Origin of the sequence: Haloarcula sp. K1 (assembly GCF_001647155.1) — an archaeon.
GTDB classification, from domain to species: Archaea; Halobacteriota; Halobacteria; order Halobacteriales; family Haloarculaceae; genus Haloarcula; species Haloarcula hispanica.
In genome coordinates this window covers 182,316-201,116 of record NZ_LRHL01000003.1, presented here as the reverse complement: position 1 = coordinate 201,116, position 18,801 = coordinate 182,316, and the positions used below count along the sequence as shown (strand labels likewise).

15 protein-coding genes are annotated in these 18,801 nt (G+C 60.0%); 3 read left to right on the top strand and 12 right to left on the bottom strand.

All coding sequences use genetic code 11. The features are described from left to right. Positions 1–66 precede the first annotated feature (66 nt). Complete coding sequence (locus AV929_RS01695) at positions 67–321, top strand: hypothetical protein (protein WP_014030966.1); 255 nt, start codon at positions 67–69, stop codon at positions 319–321. A gap of 23 nt (positions 322–344) precedes the next feature. Here the strand turns inward: AV929_RS01695 and AV929_RS01690 are convergent, their stop codons facing one another. The 12 genes from AV929_RS01690 to AV929_RS01635 all read right to left on the bottom strand — a co-directional run bounded on the left by AV929_RS01690 (position 345) and on the right by AV929_RS01635 (position 16,803). Next, positions 345–662, bottom strand: a complete 318-nt coding sequence (locus tag AV929_RS01690; protein WP_064287202.1) for a hypothetical protein — start codon at positions 660–662, stop codon at positions 345–347. Positions 663–683: 21 nt separating this feature from the next. Then, entirely contained in the window at positions 684–4,865 is a 4,182-nt protein-coding gene (locus tag AV929_RS01685; protein ID WP_064287201.1) for a hypothetical protein, read from the bottom strand. A gap of 686 nt (positions 4,866–5,551) precedes the next feature. Then, positions 5,552–6,604 carry a hypothetical protein gene (locus tag AV929_RS01680; protein WP_080510012.1) on the bottom strand — a complete coding sequence of 351 codons (1,053 nt, stop codon included), beginning with the start codon at positions 6,602–6,604 and terminating at the stop codon, positions 5,552–5,554. A 132-nt stretch (positions 6,605–6,736) separates the two neighbouring features. Further along, on the bottom strand, positions 6,737–7,231 hold the full coding sequence (locus AV929_RS01675) for a DUF3592 domain-containing protein (RefSeq protein WP_064287200.1): 495 nt from the start codon (positions 7,229–7,231) through the stop codon (positions 6,737–6,739). 361 nt (positions 7,232–7,592) lie between these two features. Continuing rightward, the gene (locus tag AV929_RS01670; RefSeq protein ID WP_064287199.1) at positions 7,593–8,381 is read right to left on the bottom strand and encodes a histidinol-phosphatase HisJ family protein; all 789 of its coding nucleotides are present in this window, start codon (positions 8,379–8,381) and stop codon (positions 7,593–7,595) included. Further along, entirely contained in the window at positions 8,381–9,127 is a 747-nt protein-coding gene (locus AV929_RS01665; RefSeq protein ID WP_044952617.1) for a 2-phosphosulfolactate phosphatase, read from the bottom strand. The genes AV929_RS01670 and AV929_RS01665 overlap by 1 nt, the downstream gene beginning before the upstream one ends. A 186-nt stretch (positions 9,128–9,313) precedes the next feature. Further along, positions 9,314–10,123, bottom strand: a complete 810-nt coding sequence (locus AV929_RS01660) for an energy-coupling factor transporter transmembrane protein EcfT (RefSeq protein ID WP_008308251.1) — start codon at positions 10,121–10,123, stop codon at positions 9,314–9,316. Beyond that, positions 10,123–11,868, bottom strand: a complete 1,746-nt coding sequence (locus AV929_RS01655) for an ABC transporter ATP-binding protein (protein ID WP_064287198.1) — start codon at positions 11,866–11,868, stop codon at positions 10,123–10,125. Before AV929_RS01655 ends, AV929_RS01660 begins: the two co-directional genes overlap by 1 nt. Position 11,869: 1 nt before the next feature. After that, positions 11,870–12,610: a hypothetical protein gene (locus AV929_RS01650; RefSeq protein ID WP_225306815.1), complete on the bottom strand. Its 741-nt coding sequence runs from the start codon at positions 12,608–12,610 to the stop codon at positions 11,870–11,872. 450 nt (positions 12,611–13,060) lie between these two features. Continuing rightward, positions 13,061–14,416 (bottom strand): bifunctional UDP-sugar hydrolase/5'-nucleotidase, encoded by a 1,356-nt coding sequence (locus AV929_RS01645; RefSeq protein ID WP_064287197.1) that lies wholly within the window; start codon positions 14,414–14,416, stop codon positions 13,061–13,063. A gap of 249 nt (positions 14,417–14,665) precedes the next feature. After that, a complete protein-coding gene (locus tag AV929_RS01640) occupies positions 14,666–15,577 on the bottom strand; it encodes an acetamidase/formamidase family protein (protein WP_064287196.1) in 912 nt (303 codons plus the stop codon). A 119-nt stretch (positions 15,578–15,696) separates the two neighbouring features. Further along, positions 15,697–16,803, bottom strand: a complete 1,107-nt coding sequence (locus AV929_RS01635; protein WP_064287195.1) for a tubulin/FtsZ family protein — start codon at positions 16,801–16,803, stop codon at positions 15,697–15,699. Positions 16,804–17,034: 231 nt separating this feature from the next. On the opposite strand from AV929_RS01635, the gene AV929_RS01630 reads away from it, so the two are divergent. Next, positions 17,035–18,147 (top strand): FAD binding domain-containing protein, encoded by a 1,113-nt coding sequence (locus tag AV929_RS01630; RefSeq protein WP_279294621.1) that lies wholly within the window; start codon positions 17,035–17,037, stop codon positions 18,145–18,147. A gap of 121 nt (positions 18,148–18,268) precedes the next feature. Further along, entirely contained in the window at positions 18,269–18,778 is a 510-nt protein-coding gene (locus tag AV929_RS01625) for a universal stress protein (RefSeq protein WP_064287194.1), read from the top strand. The last annotated feature ends 23 nt before the right edge of the window (positions 18,779–18,801 follow it).

Sequence of the window (18,801 nt, the reverse complement as noted above, 5' to 3'; positions counted from 1 at the left end):
ACGAACGGCCGCAAAAGGCTTCGCCCTGTCGGAACTGTTTAGCCCGCGTTGCTCCTCGACCGACCAATGCGAGTCCTCGATCGGCAGCCTTACTCCTACGTCCTACTGGCCCGCGACGGCGAGTGGATTCTCACCTTCCTCCTCGGCGGACCGGTAGAGCGCGATGTCTCCGTGCGCTTGACGCCCGCGGAGGTCACTGCAATCGAAGACGGCGAGTCCTCGGCCACGGACTTGGTCGAGACCGTCCGCACCGACCTCTCAGCGTACGATGACAGACGGATCAGGCCGACAGTCTGGCCAGGGAAAACGGACGACGAATGAGCATAGCGGTCCCGCCAGTTTCGTCAATGCTCTTCCGTTGCGAACGTGGCGTGTCGGTTCAGCGTCCGGACGAAGTCCGCCTCGTCGATAGCAATCAGCGACTCGTGTCTGGATAGTTCCTCGCGGAGCCAGTCACCGGCGCAGGCGTCGACGAACTCGGCCCACTCGTCGAGGCGGAAGTCCTCGAAGTCGTAGACGGCACCGCCGAGACCGTGCCCTTTTCCCTGAAAGAGTCGGATCTCACGGTCGTCGAAGGACAGTCCGAGTTCCTTGGGCCACTCGGAACTGTGGTTGCTGTCGGGAGTGTGCTCCGGACTCGAGAGGACGTAGTAGGTTGCCATACGGTGGATTCTGCCAGTGGGTCACTCCGAGTAGTCCCCGGTTGGACGGTCGCCGCCGAAGACGGCCGCTTCGAGGGTCTCGCCCCCGGTCGCCCGGAGTGCCCGACCGAGCAAGTGGGTACAGTCTGCCTGTGCTCGGGGATTACCCGTCGGGAGCCTGTCGACGGCCCGCGAGAAGGTTCGTACCACGGCATCGTCGGCCCGGAATACGTTCTCCTCACTCGCACGCTCGACGGACTGAGACACGGCCTCGACACACGCCTCGACCTCGGCGGCTAGTTGGCTCTGCGTCGTTCCCGCGACTACGACGTCGGCGTAGACTCCTTCGAGAAACGTCGCCGGGTCCTCGACGTGGCTCTCCAAGGCGAACGCCCGGAGGGCGGCATCGAGACGCCGACGCCATGCTGGCGTCTCGGCTTCGACTGCGTCGACGTACGCCCGGGTGTAGACTCCCGCAACGAAACCGGCGGGATCGTCGGGGAGTTCCCGCGTCGCAGTTGCTTCCATCCGCTCCGAGCAGACGGCCAGCCACGCCTCGGTGTTGTCGTGGTCGGCATTCGTCTGCCCGACTTCGGCGAGAGCCGCCGCATACACCCGTTCGAGGACACTCGCCCGCGCCATCCCGACCCACGCGAAGTCAGTTCGCTGTTCGGCGGCGACGACTTCGGTCACGCCGAAGCGAACTTCCGCAGGGTCGGCCTCGACTGCCAGCGCCAGTGCGGTCCCGAAGACCGAAGCGACGTAGTGTACGGGCTGCAGTGGGTACTCCGTCGCCGTTGCGGTGGTTTCGATCTGGGAGAGTACCGACTCCACCAGGCGATCGTGCGTTCGCCCGCCGGCGTCAGTCCGAGTCAGCACTGCCAGGAGAACGGCCGCGTCCGCTTCCGCGAACGCGTCGAACCACTCCGTCTTGCTCGGTCCCTCGATCCCTTCTCGCGCTCCGCGGAACGCCCGGACGAGCGACCCAAGCCACTCTCCGGCCAGGTTCGCCCCACCCTCTGCGGCCCACCCTGTAGCTGCGTCGCCGCAGACCGAACGCAGGAACGCGACCGGCTCCGAGACTAGGTCACCCGTGGCTGCCAGGTCCTCAATGCGCTCTGTCATGCTGTCGAACCACATACTCTCGCTGTGTGGCGAAATCCCGTCGGCAGGCTCGGTGTCGTATCCCCGGACCTGCGTCGAGAGCGCCCCACGGTAGACCGCCCGAAGGTACGGCTCGACCACTGCTGTTGGTGCATCGCCCACTACTCCGCGGGTCACGGTCGCGTCGTAGCGGTCGATCCAGTCCGCGAACCCTGGCGAATCCGGGAGTCTGAGGGTTCCTTTGCCGTAGGGGCCCGACTTGGCCACGTCTCCCTGTTCCACGATGGCTAGGGTCGCGAGCGCGCCGGCGTGGAGTGACGCACGGCACTCCCACTCGTCGTCGGGGACCTCCGAGTCAGCGATCGTATCGACCAGCCGGTGACACTTCTCGAACAGTCGCTCGGCACGGTCGAGGTCGCGGTAGTGAACGACGTGCCAGATTACCCAGCTGTACGTGTCGACCACGAAGGATTCGGGGTGATCGACGAACGACGACTCGGCCGTGCTCCGACAGAGTTGCTCGCCGGTCGCCACCAGCCACGGCCCGAATCGGTCCGCCGGACAGTTGTGGTCGAACACCCAGAAGCCGATTGCGCTCACGGACGCGACGTGTAACAGCTCGGCCCGGTTCTCGTCGTGCTGGAGCGATGTGGCCACGTCTCTCGCAGCAGCGTCGACCGCGTCAATCCAGACGGGGAGGTCGTCGGTCGGCATCTCCACACTCCCGAGGGCCCCGAGCATCGATCCGAACACGTTGCCGAGGAGGACGGACGCGTGACCGTCCTCGTACTCGGACGCTGTCTGGTCGACGAGCGCGACCACCGGTGCGAGCACCGCCTCGGCACTCGCCGACTCCTCGGCTCGTTCTACGAGCCGTCCGACAGTCTTCCCGTAGATCCGACAGAGCGGATACAGGCCGGGTTCGGGATCGATGGCGTTCCCGTCCACCATCTCATGGAGCAGATGGTCGACCGTCGCGAGTGCCCCCTGATTCGGCTCTCCTCCGGCTTCTGGTCGGGCAAGCGTCGACAGGGCCGTCGTGACGGCGGTCACGATAGGTTCGACGTCGCCACCGACCGAGTCCCGACCGTGGGGAGTCGCGGTCTCGTTGGTCAGTGCCAGCGCACGAACTGCAATGGCCTCGACCCACGCGTCGGCTGTCGGGTGCTCGCTCGCCACAGTCGCCATAGCAGTGCCCGCGACCGTTCCCCGGTACCTGATCGCCGCGTCCGTGTCACAGCGGTTCCCTGCGACGTCTCCGACGAGGTTGTCGACCAAGAGCAGCCACTCCCGTGCGGCGCTCGGCTGGGCGGTCCGTGCGACGACAGCGACGGCCTCGGCAACGACCTGCCCGACGAAGGCCGCATCGAGAGCACTGTCGGGCATGCCAGCGATCGCTGCCAGCGTACTCTGGCCCGCGACCGAATCGACCGCGAGTGACCGACGGGAAGGAGTTCGATTTTCGGGCCACTCCAGCGCGGACAGCAGATCCTCGGCGACCGCCTCTGGCGTCCGATCGGCCGTCAGGTCAGCGTCTCCAAGGTCGAACTCGATACGGTCGCACCAGGCCTCGACGTCGTCACAGCCAGTCCGGTCGGCGAGGGCGTCCAGATGCTCCCGTCGGTCGTTATCACAGAGCAGCACTGCACCGGAACAGACCCCTGCCTCGACCCAGTCAGCGAGCGCCCGAACGCCAGCGTCGCTCACGATCCGTGCTGGCTCGGCCCCGTACGTCGCGACTACGACTGCGTTGGGCGTGGCGTCGATTCCCACCCTGCTGTGGTTTGGCTGACGGAGGTCAGAGAGTCTGACCGTCGCTCCCCGCATCGTAAGTGCCGTCGCAACGCTCGCTGTGAGCCGTCGCTTCCCGCTGGCTTTCGGTCCCGAGAGGAGCACGAGCCCGCCATCGAGTGCGTCGACGACCTCGTCGACGCCGACCCCAGCAACGTCCCCGTCGGCTGCAGAGTTCTTGTCCGAGTTCGGGAACTCTCGGTCCGCCGCAGCCGCGTCTAACGCTGTTAGTCCGTTCCAGTGCCAGGAACCGACGAGGGGATCGGTTCCGTACTCGTCGGGCTCCATCGCGGCGGCGTCCAGCGACGACCCGATTGCTCGCATGGCTGTCAGAGCTGCATCGATTGGGGCACTCGCGTCGGCGATGGCTGTCTCCGTTTCGGACTGAGCCGTCAGGCGCTGACTGATCCTCGCTCGCATCGGTTCGGACCCGAACACCCGAAGCCGCTCGACCGTCCCCGGCGGGAGATCGACGGCGATTTCGAGGGATTCGGCAGCCCCGGCCAGCGGCCGATGTCGAACGAACGGTTCGAGCCACTCCGTGTCGTCATCAGCCAGCGACCTCGCGACGAGAGCGAGTGCGGTGGCGACCGCAGGTGACATTTCGACCGAGCTACAACTGCCATCCACGGCACAGGAATAAAGGGACGCGATGAGGTCGAGGGCGCCCTCGTCAAACGGTTCGACCGTGATGTCGCGGTCGGTAACCACCGCCCTGACATCGGGACCGGCCAGAACCGTTTCGGACCCATACTGCGAGAGCGAGAGGAAGGCTGCGGGCGTGACTGTCTCCTCGACGGTCCCGATCTGTTGCTGAAGCCGCTCGTCCTCGAAGTCATAGCCTGGATAGGTGACGCGTTCGACGAGGGACGTGCGCTCCCCGTCACCCAGTTCTGGTGGACGTCGCTGGCTGGTGAGTTCGCGGATTTCGGTGATTGCATCGTGGCTCTCTGCGGGGGGCGTCCGAACCACGAGCACGGAATCGACTCGGTCATGGAACGCAACGGGCGCGAGGTGACCGTGTCGGCAGAGCCAGTCGAGGCTCCGTGGCCGCGTCACGATTACTGCACCCCCGGAACGATCGAACAGGACATTCAGCCTGTCCCGGTCGTCACCGAGGTGCAAAACCGCCGAGACAAAATCGTCGACGACCACGAGTTCGTCGTCGTCGATAGCTGTTGTTTCTGCGAGCCGCTCGACGGATGGACCGACCCGCCGCAGGTGATGTGACTTTCCGACACTGGGTGCCCCGAGGACGAGTGTAACCTCACACGGGTCGACCGCGTCGCACAATTCGCTAGGCGTGACTTCTCGAACCGTTCCTTCCATGTAATTCCCCACGACCGACCCCGCCGACGACCGCGTCTGGATGGCAGACCCTGCCGAGTATATCTGTTCAGTACGCTTGCTGGAGAATATAACTGTTTGCTGTTGGGACAGATATCCCCGAAGCCGATCCAGCCACCACTCCCCCGACATCACCCGACGATTAGCCCCCGGTGTCTTCGTCGTTGGCAGACCGTCCCTGTCGGCTCTGCTTCGGGTCGCTTGTCTGCGCCGTTATCAGGGCTGCGCATTCTCAATCACCCCACGCTCAACTCTAATCTTGCCTGTGGGAGGACTCGGTCGCCCGACGAAACGAGAGCGATTCGCTCTTCCAGTGGGAGGAACACTCGCTGTAGTGGTTCTATAGTAACAATTGAAACGAGTTACACACTGATCGCATTGCCGCCATGCGACCAGCTGTGCATTGATTTCCAATGGCTACTATACTGAAAGTTCAACTCTATGTTTGTGAGCGTCGCGTGTTCAGTCACGGAATCCCATCGACGGTTGCCGAGGGGACGTGTTGCATACAGAATAGTTATTTAACGAATTATCAGATAGTGATAATATAACGGTGCGCCTCGTGGCCACCGTATTTCCGTATTCCGTCGAACTGAGTAGCGCAATGAGCCGCATTGCGTGGAGAATTCAATTTGAGCGAGTGCGCTCAACTAAGACGATCCTGCTGCTCAGTCAGATACCTGTTTGAAACTCTGAATAGCGACTACGGTCTTGTTTTGCGACGGGATATCCCGGACACTGTACTCGTGTGGGTGCTGCTGGTCGTGTGGATATTCGGCCGGTTGTGGGACATCATACGTTTTGCTGTCTCGGAAATCGCTCAGGAACTCTCGGGTGAGCATCGGTTCAACGAACGCCAGCTGTGACCCCTCTGTGTCACCGATAAACCCTTGAATGAGTGTGTTGCTGAAGCTAGTAGGATCACCTCGGTCGTCGGGGCCACTTGGGAGTTCAGGCGCATCGTTGGGAGCTACGTGTTCACCCATGTCTGTGATATACCGCTCGTCAGCGACGGGCGGAGGTGATCGCGCATACCCTTCTGGAAGTTGAGCGAAGTCGAAGTTTGTCTCGATTCCGTCCGCTGTTTTGATATCGTACGGCGGAAGCTGAGGCCCCTCGACGTTATCCACTGTTGCAGGGTCACGCATGTGAAAGTGGATATCGAAGTGTGGCTTCTCCCACGCTCCTTTGCCACCGAAATGGCCGTCCGGATTCCAGTTGAGTCCTAAGAAGGTAAACGGCGTGCCAGCCGCATCTGGGAACGGCACAAAGAACTGGAGTGACTGTTTGAAATGGATCGTTGCCGCTTGTCCACTAAATCGATACTTATCAGTCTCTACAGGATCGTTTACCTCACTTATCTCTGTCTCGCTTGGAAGCCCTTCGAGTGCCGTGTGGTCGAACTCGACCCCGTGATACCTCGGCTCTCCTGACGGTGTTTCACTCGTAAATGTTCGCACCTCCCCGTTTCCGAGGGTGACTTTCCGTCCATACTCAGTGATGCCACTCGGCGGAAAGCCCGCTGAGCGATTGTTGCTATCTCCAGAACCCTTCTCGTCGGACTGCACCTGTCTGGCAACTGGTGTGGCCAGACCGACTCCCCCCAATATCGCACTTCCAACAAGGGTCGACTGAAGTAGCGTCCGCCGATTTAGCGTGAACGTCGACTGTGCTGCCGACTGACCCTCCTCTTTTCCTTTCGGGCCGGACTCTTCCACCATACTGGTTAAATATAGTCCTATTTACACTTTAAGCTGTGCGCGAATAGAACCGTCGTGTTTAGTTAAACGTATTCGGGCAAATCACACATGATGTCCAGTAACGACACGGACAGCCGAACAACGGAAGGGGACTCAGAGCTTCTTCACGGCAGAGAAGGCTGCAAAGAGGGTGAATAATCCGCCAAGTCCAATAGCGATGATCGGTGCGTTCGACGTTTTGTTTTTCAAAAACGCATCTCCTGGCTCGTCTGGAGACACGTATGCAGTTGTCTGTGTCCCCTGTTCGTAGGATTCGATCGCTGATTCGGCTGCTGACCGTCTCTCATAGTTCCGCTCAATATTCGCTGGGTATAGTTTTGTCCCGGTGTATGTCGTTCCATTATAGATGTATTCAAATTCGACGTTCGGTTCGTACTTTACGCCCGGATTTGACGCTGTTCCGCTATCCGTTTCGATACCGAGTTCCGTAATGTTCGCGTCCACTTCAACCGAGTTTCGAACTGCTTCAGTCTGCTGAACGTAATCGAATCCCCCGTAGCTAGCGATAGCGATACCGACAACGAGATACAGTACTGCGCCACCCAGAGTATCTGGACCAGTAACACGAAGCCCTGAATCGTTGGCCATGCTACCAGTCTCCTCCGGAAAATTTGATGGCTAACGACAGCCAAGTGTCTTTGAGAAGCTCAAGTAATTGAGGACTGAACTGTTTATTCAGATGAATGTGACGGGGCAAGCAGGTCATAGCCACAGTTCGGGCGCTATGTCGTGGGAGTGTACGATGGTACTCCTGGAGGGCGGAATACACAAGATATCATCATAAGGGCTGGCCACTAAAACCTATATAGCCACTACCGCAGTGAGATATTCGCTGTGTTCACAGCATTCGAACAGTCGCTATAGTAACAATTGAAACGAATTACACACTGACCGCACTGCCGTCGTGCGATCAGGTGTGCATTGATTTTCAATGGCTACTATAGGTTGCTCAAAAATCACGGTACTGTTGATTGTCGCGTAGTACAGCAGCAACAGGTGACCGGTCTAGTGTTTCAGTCAGTGTTCGTAGTTCGGGGACTCGCTGCGAGAGTTCTGCAGGCGTGTGGCTGTCCGATCCGAGGACGAACTGGATTCCATACTCGGTAAACAGATCTAGCATCGCTGGGTCGGGATGTACCCGGCCGAGCGAGCGATGGACGCGGCCGGCGTTTACCTCAGGCACTGTCTCGGAGTCAGCAAGCGCTCGTGCGACCCGGTCGTAATCCGCTCGAGTTGTGTGCCGTCGCAACGTTGGAATGCGTTCTGGGAGGTCGAGGTGCCCGACTACGTCGAAGAGTTCAGATTCGATGAGCGCAACGACCGCATCGTAGTACCGCTCGACGGCCCGCCGGCGTTGCGTTGCGGACGCAGTAACGTATTGTGTCCTACTGGTGTAGTCGTACTGGTCGGCGAAGTGGACGCTCCCGATAGTGTATGCGAAGTCGGCGGTGTCGAGAAACGACGCAATACGCGACTCGGTGCCTTCGACGTAGCTTACTTCGGCGGCATCGTACAGTTGGAGGGCAGTCGTGTCTCTGGCAGCACGAATGTCCTCCCGGCGCTGTTGATACGTTTCGACGAGGTCGTATCTCGCACGTCGCCCGAAGTCGTCTTCAGTGACGATACAGTGATCAGTCAGCCCGAGTGCAGACAAGCCAGCCTGTTCGGCCGCGGTAATCATTGCGTCGAGATCCGACCCATCCGAGTACGTGGTGTGCGTGTGGATATCGGTCCGCATCAGATCTCGGTCTCGCCACTCACGTCATAGAGTCGTTGCCCGTCCAGTTTCGGAACGACGTCACGGCTGTCGAACGCGAGTGTGTACTCGTAGAGGTCCGTACGCTTGATCTGTGGTTTCTCCTCGTACTTCGGCCCCTTCCCGAACTGAACGACTTCCCGATAGATATCGCGTTGCTCCGGTGTCAGTGGCTTCCCGTGCAGTTGCCGAGCAATATACAGCGCGCCAACGAGGTCCTCAGGCGAGGGTTTCCCTCTCGAGCCGGCAGCAACGAAATACGTCTTGCGGTCGCTGTCTGCGAGATAGTCGGCGACCGCTTTCCCGTTAGTCAACCCACCAACGTAGATATCGACGTCGTCACCGCCTGCTAAGCGGATATCCGTGACCGCGTTCCCACCGTTGGTCGAGGTCATCGCAGTCGGCCGACCGGCGACGTCAATATCCTGAACGAAGCTCGGTGAATTAAAGAAGTCGTATCCCTCCTCGCCCCGATAGTCCGGGCCGGAACTCCCGCCGATTTTCGCGTCTGGATGTTCAGCCTTGAATGCTGGTTCGTTCCCCCGTTCCTCGGTAATGTAGATGTACTCCGCGCCATTCGCAAACAGTTCTGGGACCGTCGTCGAGAACTGCGCCACGTCGACGACGACATAGTTCCCTGGATCGGGATCGTCCGGAATCTTTGCTCGGCCGAGAATAATCGTCTCCAGCAGTTTCGATTCGAGCGAGTTCCCCGTAATCAGGCTCATATCACTCACTCAGTCCGTCATGTCAAAAAGACCGCTAAGAGCCCTATGGACCAGTTACACTCGATATGTATCCCTCAATATACGGTAGACAGTGCCAGACTGTCAAAGGGTACACTGGAGTTCCTTTTGATAGGCTAGTAAAAGAATGAGAACGTGGTAAGGAAACAGTCAACGGCGCGGAGGACATCACAGAAGAAGCGCGAGTCCGGTAACGACGAGCAGAGAACCGGCGAAGAACCCGACATCGACGGGTCGAATCTGCATGTCCGCCAGCCGAAGTTCCGTACTCGCCTCGTCGGCTAGTGAGTGCGAGAATCCCCGGGCCTCCATGGCCTCAACGGTGACGCGACTTCGCTTTGCCACGTTAAAGATCATCGGATAGAACGCACGCACCGATAACTTCAGCAGGTAGACGTAGTGCCGCCAGCGGAATCGCCCGGGTGAGTCGGGAGCCGTACTCCGTAACCGGAACGAGTTCACCAGATCGTGGTACTCCTCAAACAACACTGGGAGCATCCGGTAGCCGTACGTGATGAGGAACGTGAACTGTCGTGGAATCCCGAGACTTCTGAGACCCTGAGAGAGGGTCTTCGGACCCATGCTCGAGAACACCGCCAAACTCGACACGGAGATAATCGTTAACTTCAGCGTGTACGGAACTAACGCTCGAATCGCCGCAACGGGATCACCCGTAAAGACAGTCACGACAGCGTACGATCCTAACGTCGTTGCCACGGTAAACGCCATCAGTCCGACGAGGAACAGGCTGACCCGTGAAAGTACTGCGAGCACCGACACGAACGCTAGCAGTCCGAGAAGGATGGTCGTGTCGTAGAACAGCCACGGGACGAACAGGAAGACGACGTACCAGAGTAACAGGACTCTGGGATCCAAGCGGTGGAGGAACGAACCCTCGTTCTCGTAGGCCGTCCGAAGCAAGTCAGCCTTGATCGCCTCGACGGACGTGGCATCACGAAGCGCATCGAGTGTCGTCATCACTGCTCCTCCACGGTCGGTTTCGATGTCTCGTCCGGCGGACTTGCCGTGTTCAGTCGGTCCGTGAACGCCTCGACCGTGAGCGGTGCGGGACTGAGACCGAGTTCTGTCCCCAGGCGGACCACTTGCGGTGGGTGAAGGTTCGCTCGTTCGAGAGCGGCAAGGTCAGCAAACACGTCACTCGGCGGGCCGTCAGCGATGATGTCACCGTCGTCGAGCACGACGACACGAGTCGCCCACGATGCCGCGAGCTCGAGGTCGTGTGTCGCAATCACGACCGTCTCGACACGGTCGCCCGCCCGGTCGATGGTTCGACCGACCTCCTCGCGACTCGCAAGGTCGAGACTGCCGGTTGGTTCGTCGAGCAGGATAATCGACGGGTTCGTCGCAAGCCCGATAGCCAGTGACGCCCGGCGCTGTTGGCCGACGCTGAGCAGGCGGCCGTCCCGGGACTGCAGATCTTCCAAGTCGAGGAATTCGATCACCTCGTCGACTCGCTGCTCGACGTTCGGGTAGCCCCTATCATCGAGGTAGTGAGCGACATCAGCCCGGACAGTATCGTCGATAAACATCTCTTCGGGGTTCTGCTTGACGTAGACGACCTCCTCGGCCAGTTGCTCCGGGAGCACATCTCCAGTGTCTGTTCCGCCGACGGTGACCGTCCCTTCGTCGGGCGTCTCCAAGCCAGTCACCAGTTGCATGAGCGTGGATTTCCCAGCGCCGTTGCTGCCGACGAGGACGACCCGCTCGTCTGGGTAGACCTCCAGTGAGAGGGTATCGAGAACGTCTTTTGTCCCGCTTCGGAGTGTATCGTACGACTGCGAGACGTTATTGAAGGAGATGACAGGCTTCCCTTTCCGGTTCACCTCCGGTGGTCCGTCAGTTCGAGCCACAGTGGTGTCGCCGTAATCGGTGAATAGATCGAGGCCGTCCGCGAGCGTCACCGGGAGCGGGCGAGCATCATCGAGGACGCGCTCGGCGATCCGCGTGACCTGTGGGGGATGGACATCCTGTCCTCTGAGGTCTTCCAGCTGATTGAGGGCCGTCTCGACCGGTAATTTCCAACGGACAATACCGTCCTCGACGAGGACGACGCTATCGCAGTATTCGGCGATGAACTCTGTCTGATGTTCGATAGTGACCACGGTTTTCCCGTGGGTTTCGTTGAGCGTGGCGAGACGGTCGTAGGTCTCCCGAGCGTTGACTGGGTCCAGTTGTGCCGCCGGTTCGTCGACGACGAGGATGTCTGGGTCTAGCGATAACGCTGCCGCCAGCGCAACCAAGTGTTTTTGCCCGCCGGAGAGTTCCCAGACGAAGCGGTCTTCCAGCCCGCTCAAATCGAGCAGATCTAGTGTCCGGTGGACTCGTTCGCGGTAGTCCTCGTGTCCATAGTTCATCGGGGCGAAAGCGACTTCCTCGAATACAGTCGGACTGACGAGCTGGTTATCGAACTCCTGGAACACGTAGCCGACGTGCTGTGAGAGCTCTGCAACAGAGCTCTCGGAGACATCGTGTCCAGCGACGGTAACTTGGCCTCGCATATCACCCTCGTAAAAATGCGGGATGATTCCGTTAAACGACTTACACAGCGTCGTCTTGCCGGAACCGTTCCCACCGATGATGGCGACGAACTCGCCGGGCTCTATCGTCAGCTCCGCGCCGGTCAACACAGCTTCGTCAGCACCGGGATACCGGAACTGCAGTTCGTCAACGGCAATTTGAGAGTCGTGTGTCGCTGTCATCATCTTACGCCGTTTGCGTTGCGCGGTACCAGACGATGGTGGCGACGATAGCGGAGACGACGATCGGAACTGCGATGTAACTCTGACCGAACGTCGCGAGGAATTCCGGCTCCCAGACTACGTTGACCGCCCCGCCGACTTCGCTGGCAGCCTCGGCCACGAAGGCGAGCGGGAACGCGATAAGCACCGCCAACAGCGCCTTCGGGGAAAAGCCACGCCACATCGACCCGCCGCGTTCACCCTCAAACGGTTCCATACCGAGCAGCGGTTCGACTTTACCGTGGAGTTTGGGGTAGAGATACAGTGCGGGGATGACGCCGAAAAGAATCCCCGTGATTAGCATCTGTGTGAGGAAGTCGACCCCTTCGAGCACGATAATGCTCTCGGGGAGGCCGGGTACGGCTTCCAATTCTTCAACCCCGATATACACCTTCCCAATGTCGATGAACGTAGCGAAGAACTCTTCGAGTGCCTCAGCCAGAAACACGACAATTGCCAACTGTGTGGTGTTTTCCGGGTCCTGAAGCAGTTTCGCGGCGAAATAATAGCAAACCGGAATGAGAAGCAATCCCTCCATGGCACCCAGACCATCGAACTCACCGAGCAGTATCTCTCCGAATACGATTTCGCCAACAGGAACGGCTACTGCAGCCCAGTAGGTCCTGAAAAGTAGCACCAGCACGATCGGGATAAAGATGAAGCCACCAACGCCCAGTTCTAGCGGTCCGACCGTGAACTCGGGCATGATTTCTGTGAACGCATTCTGCAACCCGGTAAGGGACATAACGAGTATGAACACCATCATGTCCTGTTTACCAAACGATAACCAACTCTCCGTATCAGCCGAGAGTGTGCTCATGCTACACTGGAACGCATACTGAGGACGTGTTTGAACATTTATAATATATATACTGATTACTATGAACCGTCCACCGTGACTCGTAATACTATATACGGCCCTGTTTAGAGGTCTCCAATAACGTGGGGTGGTGTCTGTGTCGGCTGAACAGGACCGGTCTGTGGGGGTCTCTGGTCGAGTTCGTTTTTCCGATAGCTACCGACTCGGCCGACCTGCACCGCGTCGAAACAAGGCCCGTCGATAGCAAGTACTGTTGGTTACTACGACAGAGTAGTTCTGGAACGGTCAGTTCCTGAAGGAGACAGTTGCAGAAGGGCCATCCGTGGCGGGACCCGGTCAGCAGTTCTGGAGTCGGCCACCAACCTGAACAGTGATGCCCTCTTCGCGAGCGTAGTCTGCGACGGCCTCGAACGGGAGACCGAACGAGTCAATGGTTGCCTCGTGTGGAATCGGCCAGTCATCGCTGTAGACGACGTAGGAGTTGGTGGCAAGTCTGTACTCTCGGTCGGCTTCGAGACTCTGGCCGTTGACAGCCACACCGATTAGCCGTCCAGCCTCGGAATCGTACTCGACGGTCATCCCGCTGACGTCGCCGTGCCAGAGCCGTCCGTCCTCGCGGTGTGGACAGAAGGCCGCCTGCAAGAGGGTTCGTAGTTGTTCACCGGAGACGCCGAGGACTTCTACCGTACCGCCGAAGGGGTGTACGCTGGCCACCTCGCCAGCAGTGACCTCGCCGGACAGGGGTCGCCCCGTTCGAAGGCCACCATTGTGGACGAAGCTGACGTCAGTATCAGCCGCCCAGCGATAGGCGTCAGCCACGAGGTTGCCAACGCGGCTCTCGCCGCGGGTTCGCCGGTCGAGGCCTCGATGGATCGGATCGTCGACAGTGGCAACAGTCTCCAGCAGACCGACATCGGCCAGCCGTTCGCGGGTCATGTCGGCCACGGACTCGTCGATAGGTCCCTCGGCTGTCGAATGACGGGTGGCAATCGGCGAGCGGTCCCCGTCGAAGAGTTCGACTTCCCAGACCACCTGCCCGTTCGCTCCGGGGCGGACAACCAGTGTTCCGTCGACAGCCTCGTGGCGCTCCCTGTGGACGTGGCCGCCGAGGACCGCGTCGACACCCTCGACGGCCGCAACGTCGGTCTCTAAGTCGTCTCGCAAGTGTGCGAGGACGACGAAATGATCGACACTGTTGCCGAGTTCGCTGACCGCTTTCCGCACGCTCTCGACAGGATTGGTCACGTTCAGCTCTGACGCGCCGGCAGCAATCCGGGGAGTCGCGGGATCGACTACGCCGACGAATCCGACTCGCCGGCCATCTCGATGCAAGACTGTCGTCCCGTCTAATCCGGCGAAGGGAGCGCCACGATCACTCCCGCTTTCGTAAACGTTCGCAACGACCCACTCCTGTGGACTCTTCGAGACCACGTCCAGAATGGGAGCAGTCCCGAAGTCGAAATCGTGGTTCCCTACCGTCTCAACGTCGGTACTCACTGCCTGGAAAAACGGCAGTGCTTGATACCCCTCGTAGTAATGGGCGAGGACACCCGGTGCAGTGTTGTCGCCGGTGCCAGCGACTACAGTATCCTCCCCGCGGATTGACTGGATCGTTCCGGCAAGCCGACCCATCCGCACGGGGTCGTCGCAAGCGTTCTCAATGTCAGAGTAGTGGAGCAACCGGATCGACATCTTTCGGAGCCGATTCCAGCGGGGCATAGAAGTGGATACCGTTTGTGGCTTCTTGACAGGGGGCCGATAGCAGAAGCTCTCGATTCTGGAAGGGCGTACGTTCGTTCAACGGTGTACACCGGATTCAGAGCCACCAGTTTGCGGAATGCCGGTAGCAGGACGAGCAGAAATCCATCATCCAGATGAGTGTCCCCATTGAAACTGTCGTCCCGCTAAGTACCAACAGGACTGAAAGATTCGCCGCGATAATTAGAATGGATCTGGGAGGTATTCGCGCGGAATTGAGTTCCGCACAGTAACGAGTGGGTCGACGACTTGGCTGATTTCGAGGCCGCCAACGAGGCTCGAAAAGAGGTAGGCGTCGGTCAGCGTGTACTCGTGTTCGGCAGCGAGCAATCCGATGAGGTCCTCGTTTGCCGTCTTGACCGCATCTTCCATCGTTTCGGCACTTGCAATCGTCTTCCACGCGTCACCGGTGTCGACGAGTGGGCGCTCAAGATCGACAGCGGCATCCGAGATTACTGAGACGGTGACGTCGATCTCGGTTCCGATTTCGGCACCAGTTCCACACATTTCACCGTCTGCCATCGCGGCCTTCGAGTCACCCATCGCTAACATTGCACCGTCCTGGAACACCGGAAAGTAGGCCGTCGTCCCGGTGGTCATATCCGTGGTATCGAGATTTCCGCCGTGGTCGTGTGGCGTCAGAGTCGACATCGATTCCTCGGACGTTGCCACGCCAATGGTCCCGATGACGGGATCGACTGGTACCTCTATATCCTTGAACGAGAGTGCCTCCCCGTCGTCGGTTATCTCCGTCACGCGCGTCGCTGGGTGTTCGATGTCCCTGTGATCCTGGAGGAGTCCAAACCCCGGTGCCGTAATTACGCGACCCAGATCCTCGGTGACTCGGACGTCTTCGATCTCAACCTTGAGGACGTCGCCGGGTGTAGCTCCCTCGACAGCAACCGGCCCTGTAGCCGCATTCACTTCTTCAGGGATCGCATCCAGCAGATCAGCGTCTGATTGAACGGCTTTGTTCAGGCTATCGATGGTTTCGAATGTGAGCGATTCCCCGTCTGCAGCCGTATACAGCGGTTCCATATTCGGGGCGAACTCGTAGACGTGGCCGTCTTCGTATGATATGACAGTCCGTGTCATCGTATGGTTTCGTTGAAAACTGTCACTTATAAATCTATTTGAGTGCAATCCGCTTTGTCTCGTTTTTTCCGCACTTCAGACGGTCTGGCTCCAGTCCCACGAGAATCTAACGGGCCGTCTCATTTTGATTCGTCGACCAGCGTTTTGAGTTCCACCAGCCGCGGCAGTTCTGTGACGCCGCTGAGTACGACCAGAACCGACAACGTGTCCCGGTCCGGCGTCGGCATATCGCCGCTCCGTACCTCCGGTGACTGCAGTTCCTCCGTGAGCCATCGCCGCCCGTCGGTAACGGCATCCCGGATCAACCACGCGGGCGGCCCGGCAAACACGGCCAGGGCTCTGTCGACCGAATCCAGCTCGCACTGGGCCGTCAGTTTGCCGCGTACAGCGCGGCGAAGTGTCGTCTCGACGGCGTTGTATGCCTCGATTTCGTCGACGTCGTCCGAGTTGTCGCCGAGAAAACGGTTCTTGAGCTGGTCTATGACTGTCTCGTCACTGCCGCCATCGTCCGCTTGCAGGTCCTGACTGGCGTAGCCAAGCGTAGTGAAACCCGAATCCGAGAGGGTGTTGATTATTTCGCTGGCGTCGACGACGCTCTGGCCGACTGCGTCGGATGCCGTCGCCTCACCCGCTGCGAATAGTGCACCCAGCCGTGTCACGACAGTCTCGTTCAGCGTCTCGGCGGCCGTCTCGACCGTCTGTCCGCTTCCGAGCCACGCTTCGTTGTCGAACAGTATCTGCCCGTCGACGGTCGGTTCCAGCGCTCGAAGTGCTTGGATGGTGTTGGCGGCTGCTTCGTCGTCCCTGCCGGCGGGTAACACCGACAGGCAGTAGACCGGGATCGTGTAAATCTCTCTGAGTGCGTCGGCAATGTGGGCCGTAGCGCCACTGCCCGTCCCGCCCGCAAGTCCGGCCACGAGGACGAGAGCGTCGATATCGCTCGTTACCAGTTGGTCTATCGGCCGGCGCACTTCGAGCCGTTCGTCTTCGATGGCGGCAGTACCGTTCGTCCGGTCCCCGTTCGTTCCGGCCCCGTTTGTTTCGGAGAGCCCGAAGGCATGCCGCCGGTCGTCCGGAAGTGCGTCGAGTTCGTCGAGCGCTTCGGTGTCCGTATCGACGGCGCAGGCCGCGCCGAGATACGTCGTCTCGCGGCGTTCGTTGTCCTGCCACAGCCGCTCGACGATCCGTCCCCCGGCACCACCGATTCCGACTGCCGCGACTCGCATACGTCGTGTTTAGTGTCGGCTGACATTAATAGTCCGACTCGGTGCGAGGCAACCATTGGGACTTCGTAGTATGATGATTTACAGCGGAAGCGACAGGGGAACTTCAGGAGCGCCTCTCGGGGCTGGTGTTCGGGAGCGATACTGTCATCGGCTGGTGACCAGAGGCCTTTCGTACGGCAAGCGCTGAGAGGGGCCGTGTCACAGGACCTCGCCAACGAACCATCCGATTCCCTGTCCGTCACCATCTCCGGCGGGTCGATGGGCGGCCTGTTTACCGGCATCGCTCTCGACAGTGCAGGCCACGACGTGACGGTCGCCGAGCAATCGGCCGGCGACCTCCGAAGTCGCGGCGGCGGCATCGTCGCCCAGCAGTCGATCCGACAGTTCCTCTCACGACACGACATCGTCGACCCGGCGACCATCACCACCCGAGCCAGTGAGCGGCGGTTTCTGACTGCTGACGGCGATGTACGGACGTCGACACCGGATTCGATGGTGTTCACCTCCTGGGACGCCGTCTACCGTCAATTGCGGGCGGCGTTCCCGGACGACCGGTACCACGCCGGTCGGACTGTCACCGGTCTCAGGGCCACAGACGGCACGGTTCGATTCGCCGATGGGGACCGGACCGCGGCCGATCTGGTCGTCGCTGCCGACGGCGGGCAGTCGACGGCCCGTGCGCAACTGTTTCCCGAGACCGAACCGGAGTTTGCCGACTACGTCGCGTGGCGTGGTGTCGTCCCGGAGGCGGACGTTTCGGATGCAGTCATCGACGCGTTCGACGGCCGCTTCACGTTTTATCAGGGAGAGCGAACGCTCATCCTCGCGTACTTCATCCCAGGCGGCGATGGCAGCACAGCACCCGGTGACCGCCGTCTCAACTGGGTCTGGTACGACACACTCCGCGGGCGCGAGCGTGATACTATCTTTACCGACACGACAGGAGCAAGCCAGCAGTTCAGCGTGTCGCCGGGGCAACTCCAAAACCCGGTCGAAACGCGCCAGCGCGAGCGGGCGACCGAGATACTGCCGCCCGTGTTTGCCGACCTCGTTGCAACAACAGCAGCGCCTTTCGTGCAGGCGATTTACGACCTCCGGATCCCCCGGATGACAGTCGATAGGGTCTGTCTGCTCGGTGATGCGGCGTTCGTCGCCCGCCCACACACTGCCGCTGGCACTGCGAAGGCGGCCAGCGACGCCGTCGAACTAAAAGCCGCTCTCGACCGCCACAGTTCGCTCGGAGACGCGCTGGCGTCATGGGACGACGCCCGGACCGACTACGGAGAGCGTCTCGTTGCGCAAGGCAAGCGAATGGGCGACGAACGATTGTCCCTCGGGAGTTGATGGACTACCGTTCTGCGTGTCTCGGGTCTGGGTGCAGTACTGGCTCTTCGATTGCGGGCTGTCTTCTCGCCGTGTAAGAACGAACGGTATGTTACTTGTCTACGGCTCCGGTAATCAGCGTATGACACTCGTTGTGCCGTTCGACGGCTCCGAACTGGCCGAGGCAGCACTCGTTCGGGCGACGGAGTTCGGCACCGTCTTCGAAGAGGACGTGTTGGCCATCAGCGTTATTCGGAACGAGAATGCCAAGTACGCCCGAGAACGCGACTGGATCGGGCCGAACGAAGAATTCGATCTGGAGACAGTCGTCACCTCACTGCACGAGCAGGTGATGGACCTGTGTCCGAGTTCGGATTTCCGACATACAGTCGTGGATCGGTACGCGCCGGCCGGATCGGTGGCGAAAGCCATCCGTAAGATGGCCAAGAGAGAAGGCGCGTCAATGGTATTCATCGGAAGCGAAAACGCCGGCCACCTAGTCACGAGCATCAGCAGTGTTGGCGGGTCGATTGCATCGGACGACGCCTACGACGTCGTCATCGTTCGCCATCGGAACCCGTCCAAGATCGCCCAACTCAGGAACACGTCCCCGCACAGACAATCGAAATCCGATTTTTATCTCCCGGAGTAGGTACCGATAGTCTTCGGCAAGTC

What these genes read in the sequence shown, in the direction of transcription:
- AV929_RS01645 (WP_064287197.1), bottom strand. Translation starts at nt 14,416, where the DNA reads ATGTCGATCCGGTTGCTCCACTACTCTGACATTGAGAACGCTTGCGAC.
- AV929_RS01660 (WP_008308251.1), bottom strand. Translation starts at nt 10,123, where the DNA reads ATGACGACACTCGATGCGCTTCGTGATGCCACGTCCGTCGAGGCGATC.
- AV929_RS01680 (WP_080510012.1), bottom strand. Translation starts at nt 6,604, where the DNA reads ATGGTGGAAGAGTCCGGCCCGAAAGGAAAAGAGGAGGGTCAGTCGGCA.
- AV929_RS01675 (WP_064287200.1), bottom strand. Translation starts at nt 7,231, where the DNA reads ATGGCCAACGATTCAGGGCTTCGTGTTACTGGTCCAGATACTCTGGGT.
- AV929_RS01640 (WP_064287196.1), bottom strand. Translation starts at nt 15,577, where the DNA reads ATGACACGGACTGTCATATCATACGAAGACGGCCACGTCTACGAGTTC.
- AV929_RS01670 (WP_064287199.1), bottom strand. Translation starts at nt 8,381, where the DNA reads ATGCGGACCGATATCCACACGCACACCACGTACTCGGATGGGTCGGAT.
- AV929_RS01690 (WP_064287202.1), bottom strand. Translation starts at nt 662, where the DNA reads ATGGCAACCTACTACGTCCTCTCGAGTCCGGAGCACACTCCCGACAGC.
- AV929_RS01635 (WP_064287195.1), bottom strand. Translation starts at nt 16,803, where the DNA reads ATGCGAGTCGCGGCAGTCGGAATCGGTGGTGCCGGGGGACGGATCGTC.
- AV929_RS01650 (WP_225306815.1), bottom strand. Translation starts at nt 12,610, where the DNA reads ATGCCCGAGTTCACGGTCGGACCGCTAGAACTGGGCGTTGGTGGCTTC.
- AV929_RS01685 (WP_064287201.1), bottom strand. Translation starts at nt 4,865, where the DNA reads ATGGAAGGAACGGTTCGAGAAGTCACGCCTAGCGAATTGTGCGACGCG.
- AV929_RS01625 (WP_064287194.1), top strand. Translation starts at nt 18,269, where the DNA reads ATGACACTCGTTGTGCCGTTCGACGGCTCCGAACTGGCCGAGGCAGCA.
- AV929_RS01695 (WP_014030966.1), top strand. Translation starts at nt 67, where the DNA reads ATGCGAGTCCTCGATCGGCAGCCTTACTCCTACGTCCTACTGGCCCGC.
- AV929_RS01665 (WP_044952617.1), bottom strand. Translation starts at nt 9,127, where the DNA reads ATGAGCCTGATTACGGGGAACTCGCTCGAATCGAAACTGCTGGAGACG.
- AV929_RS01655 (WP_064287198.1), bottom strand. Translation starts at nt 11,868, where the DNA reads ATGATGACAGCGACACACGACTCTCAAATTGCCGTTGACGAACTGCAG.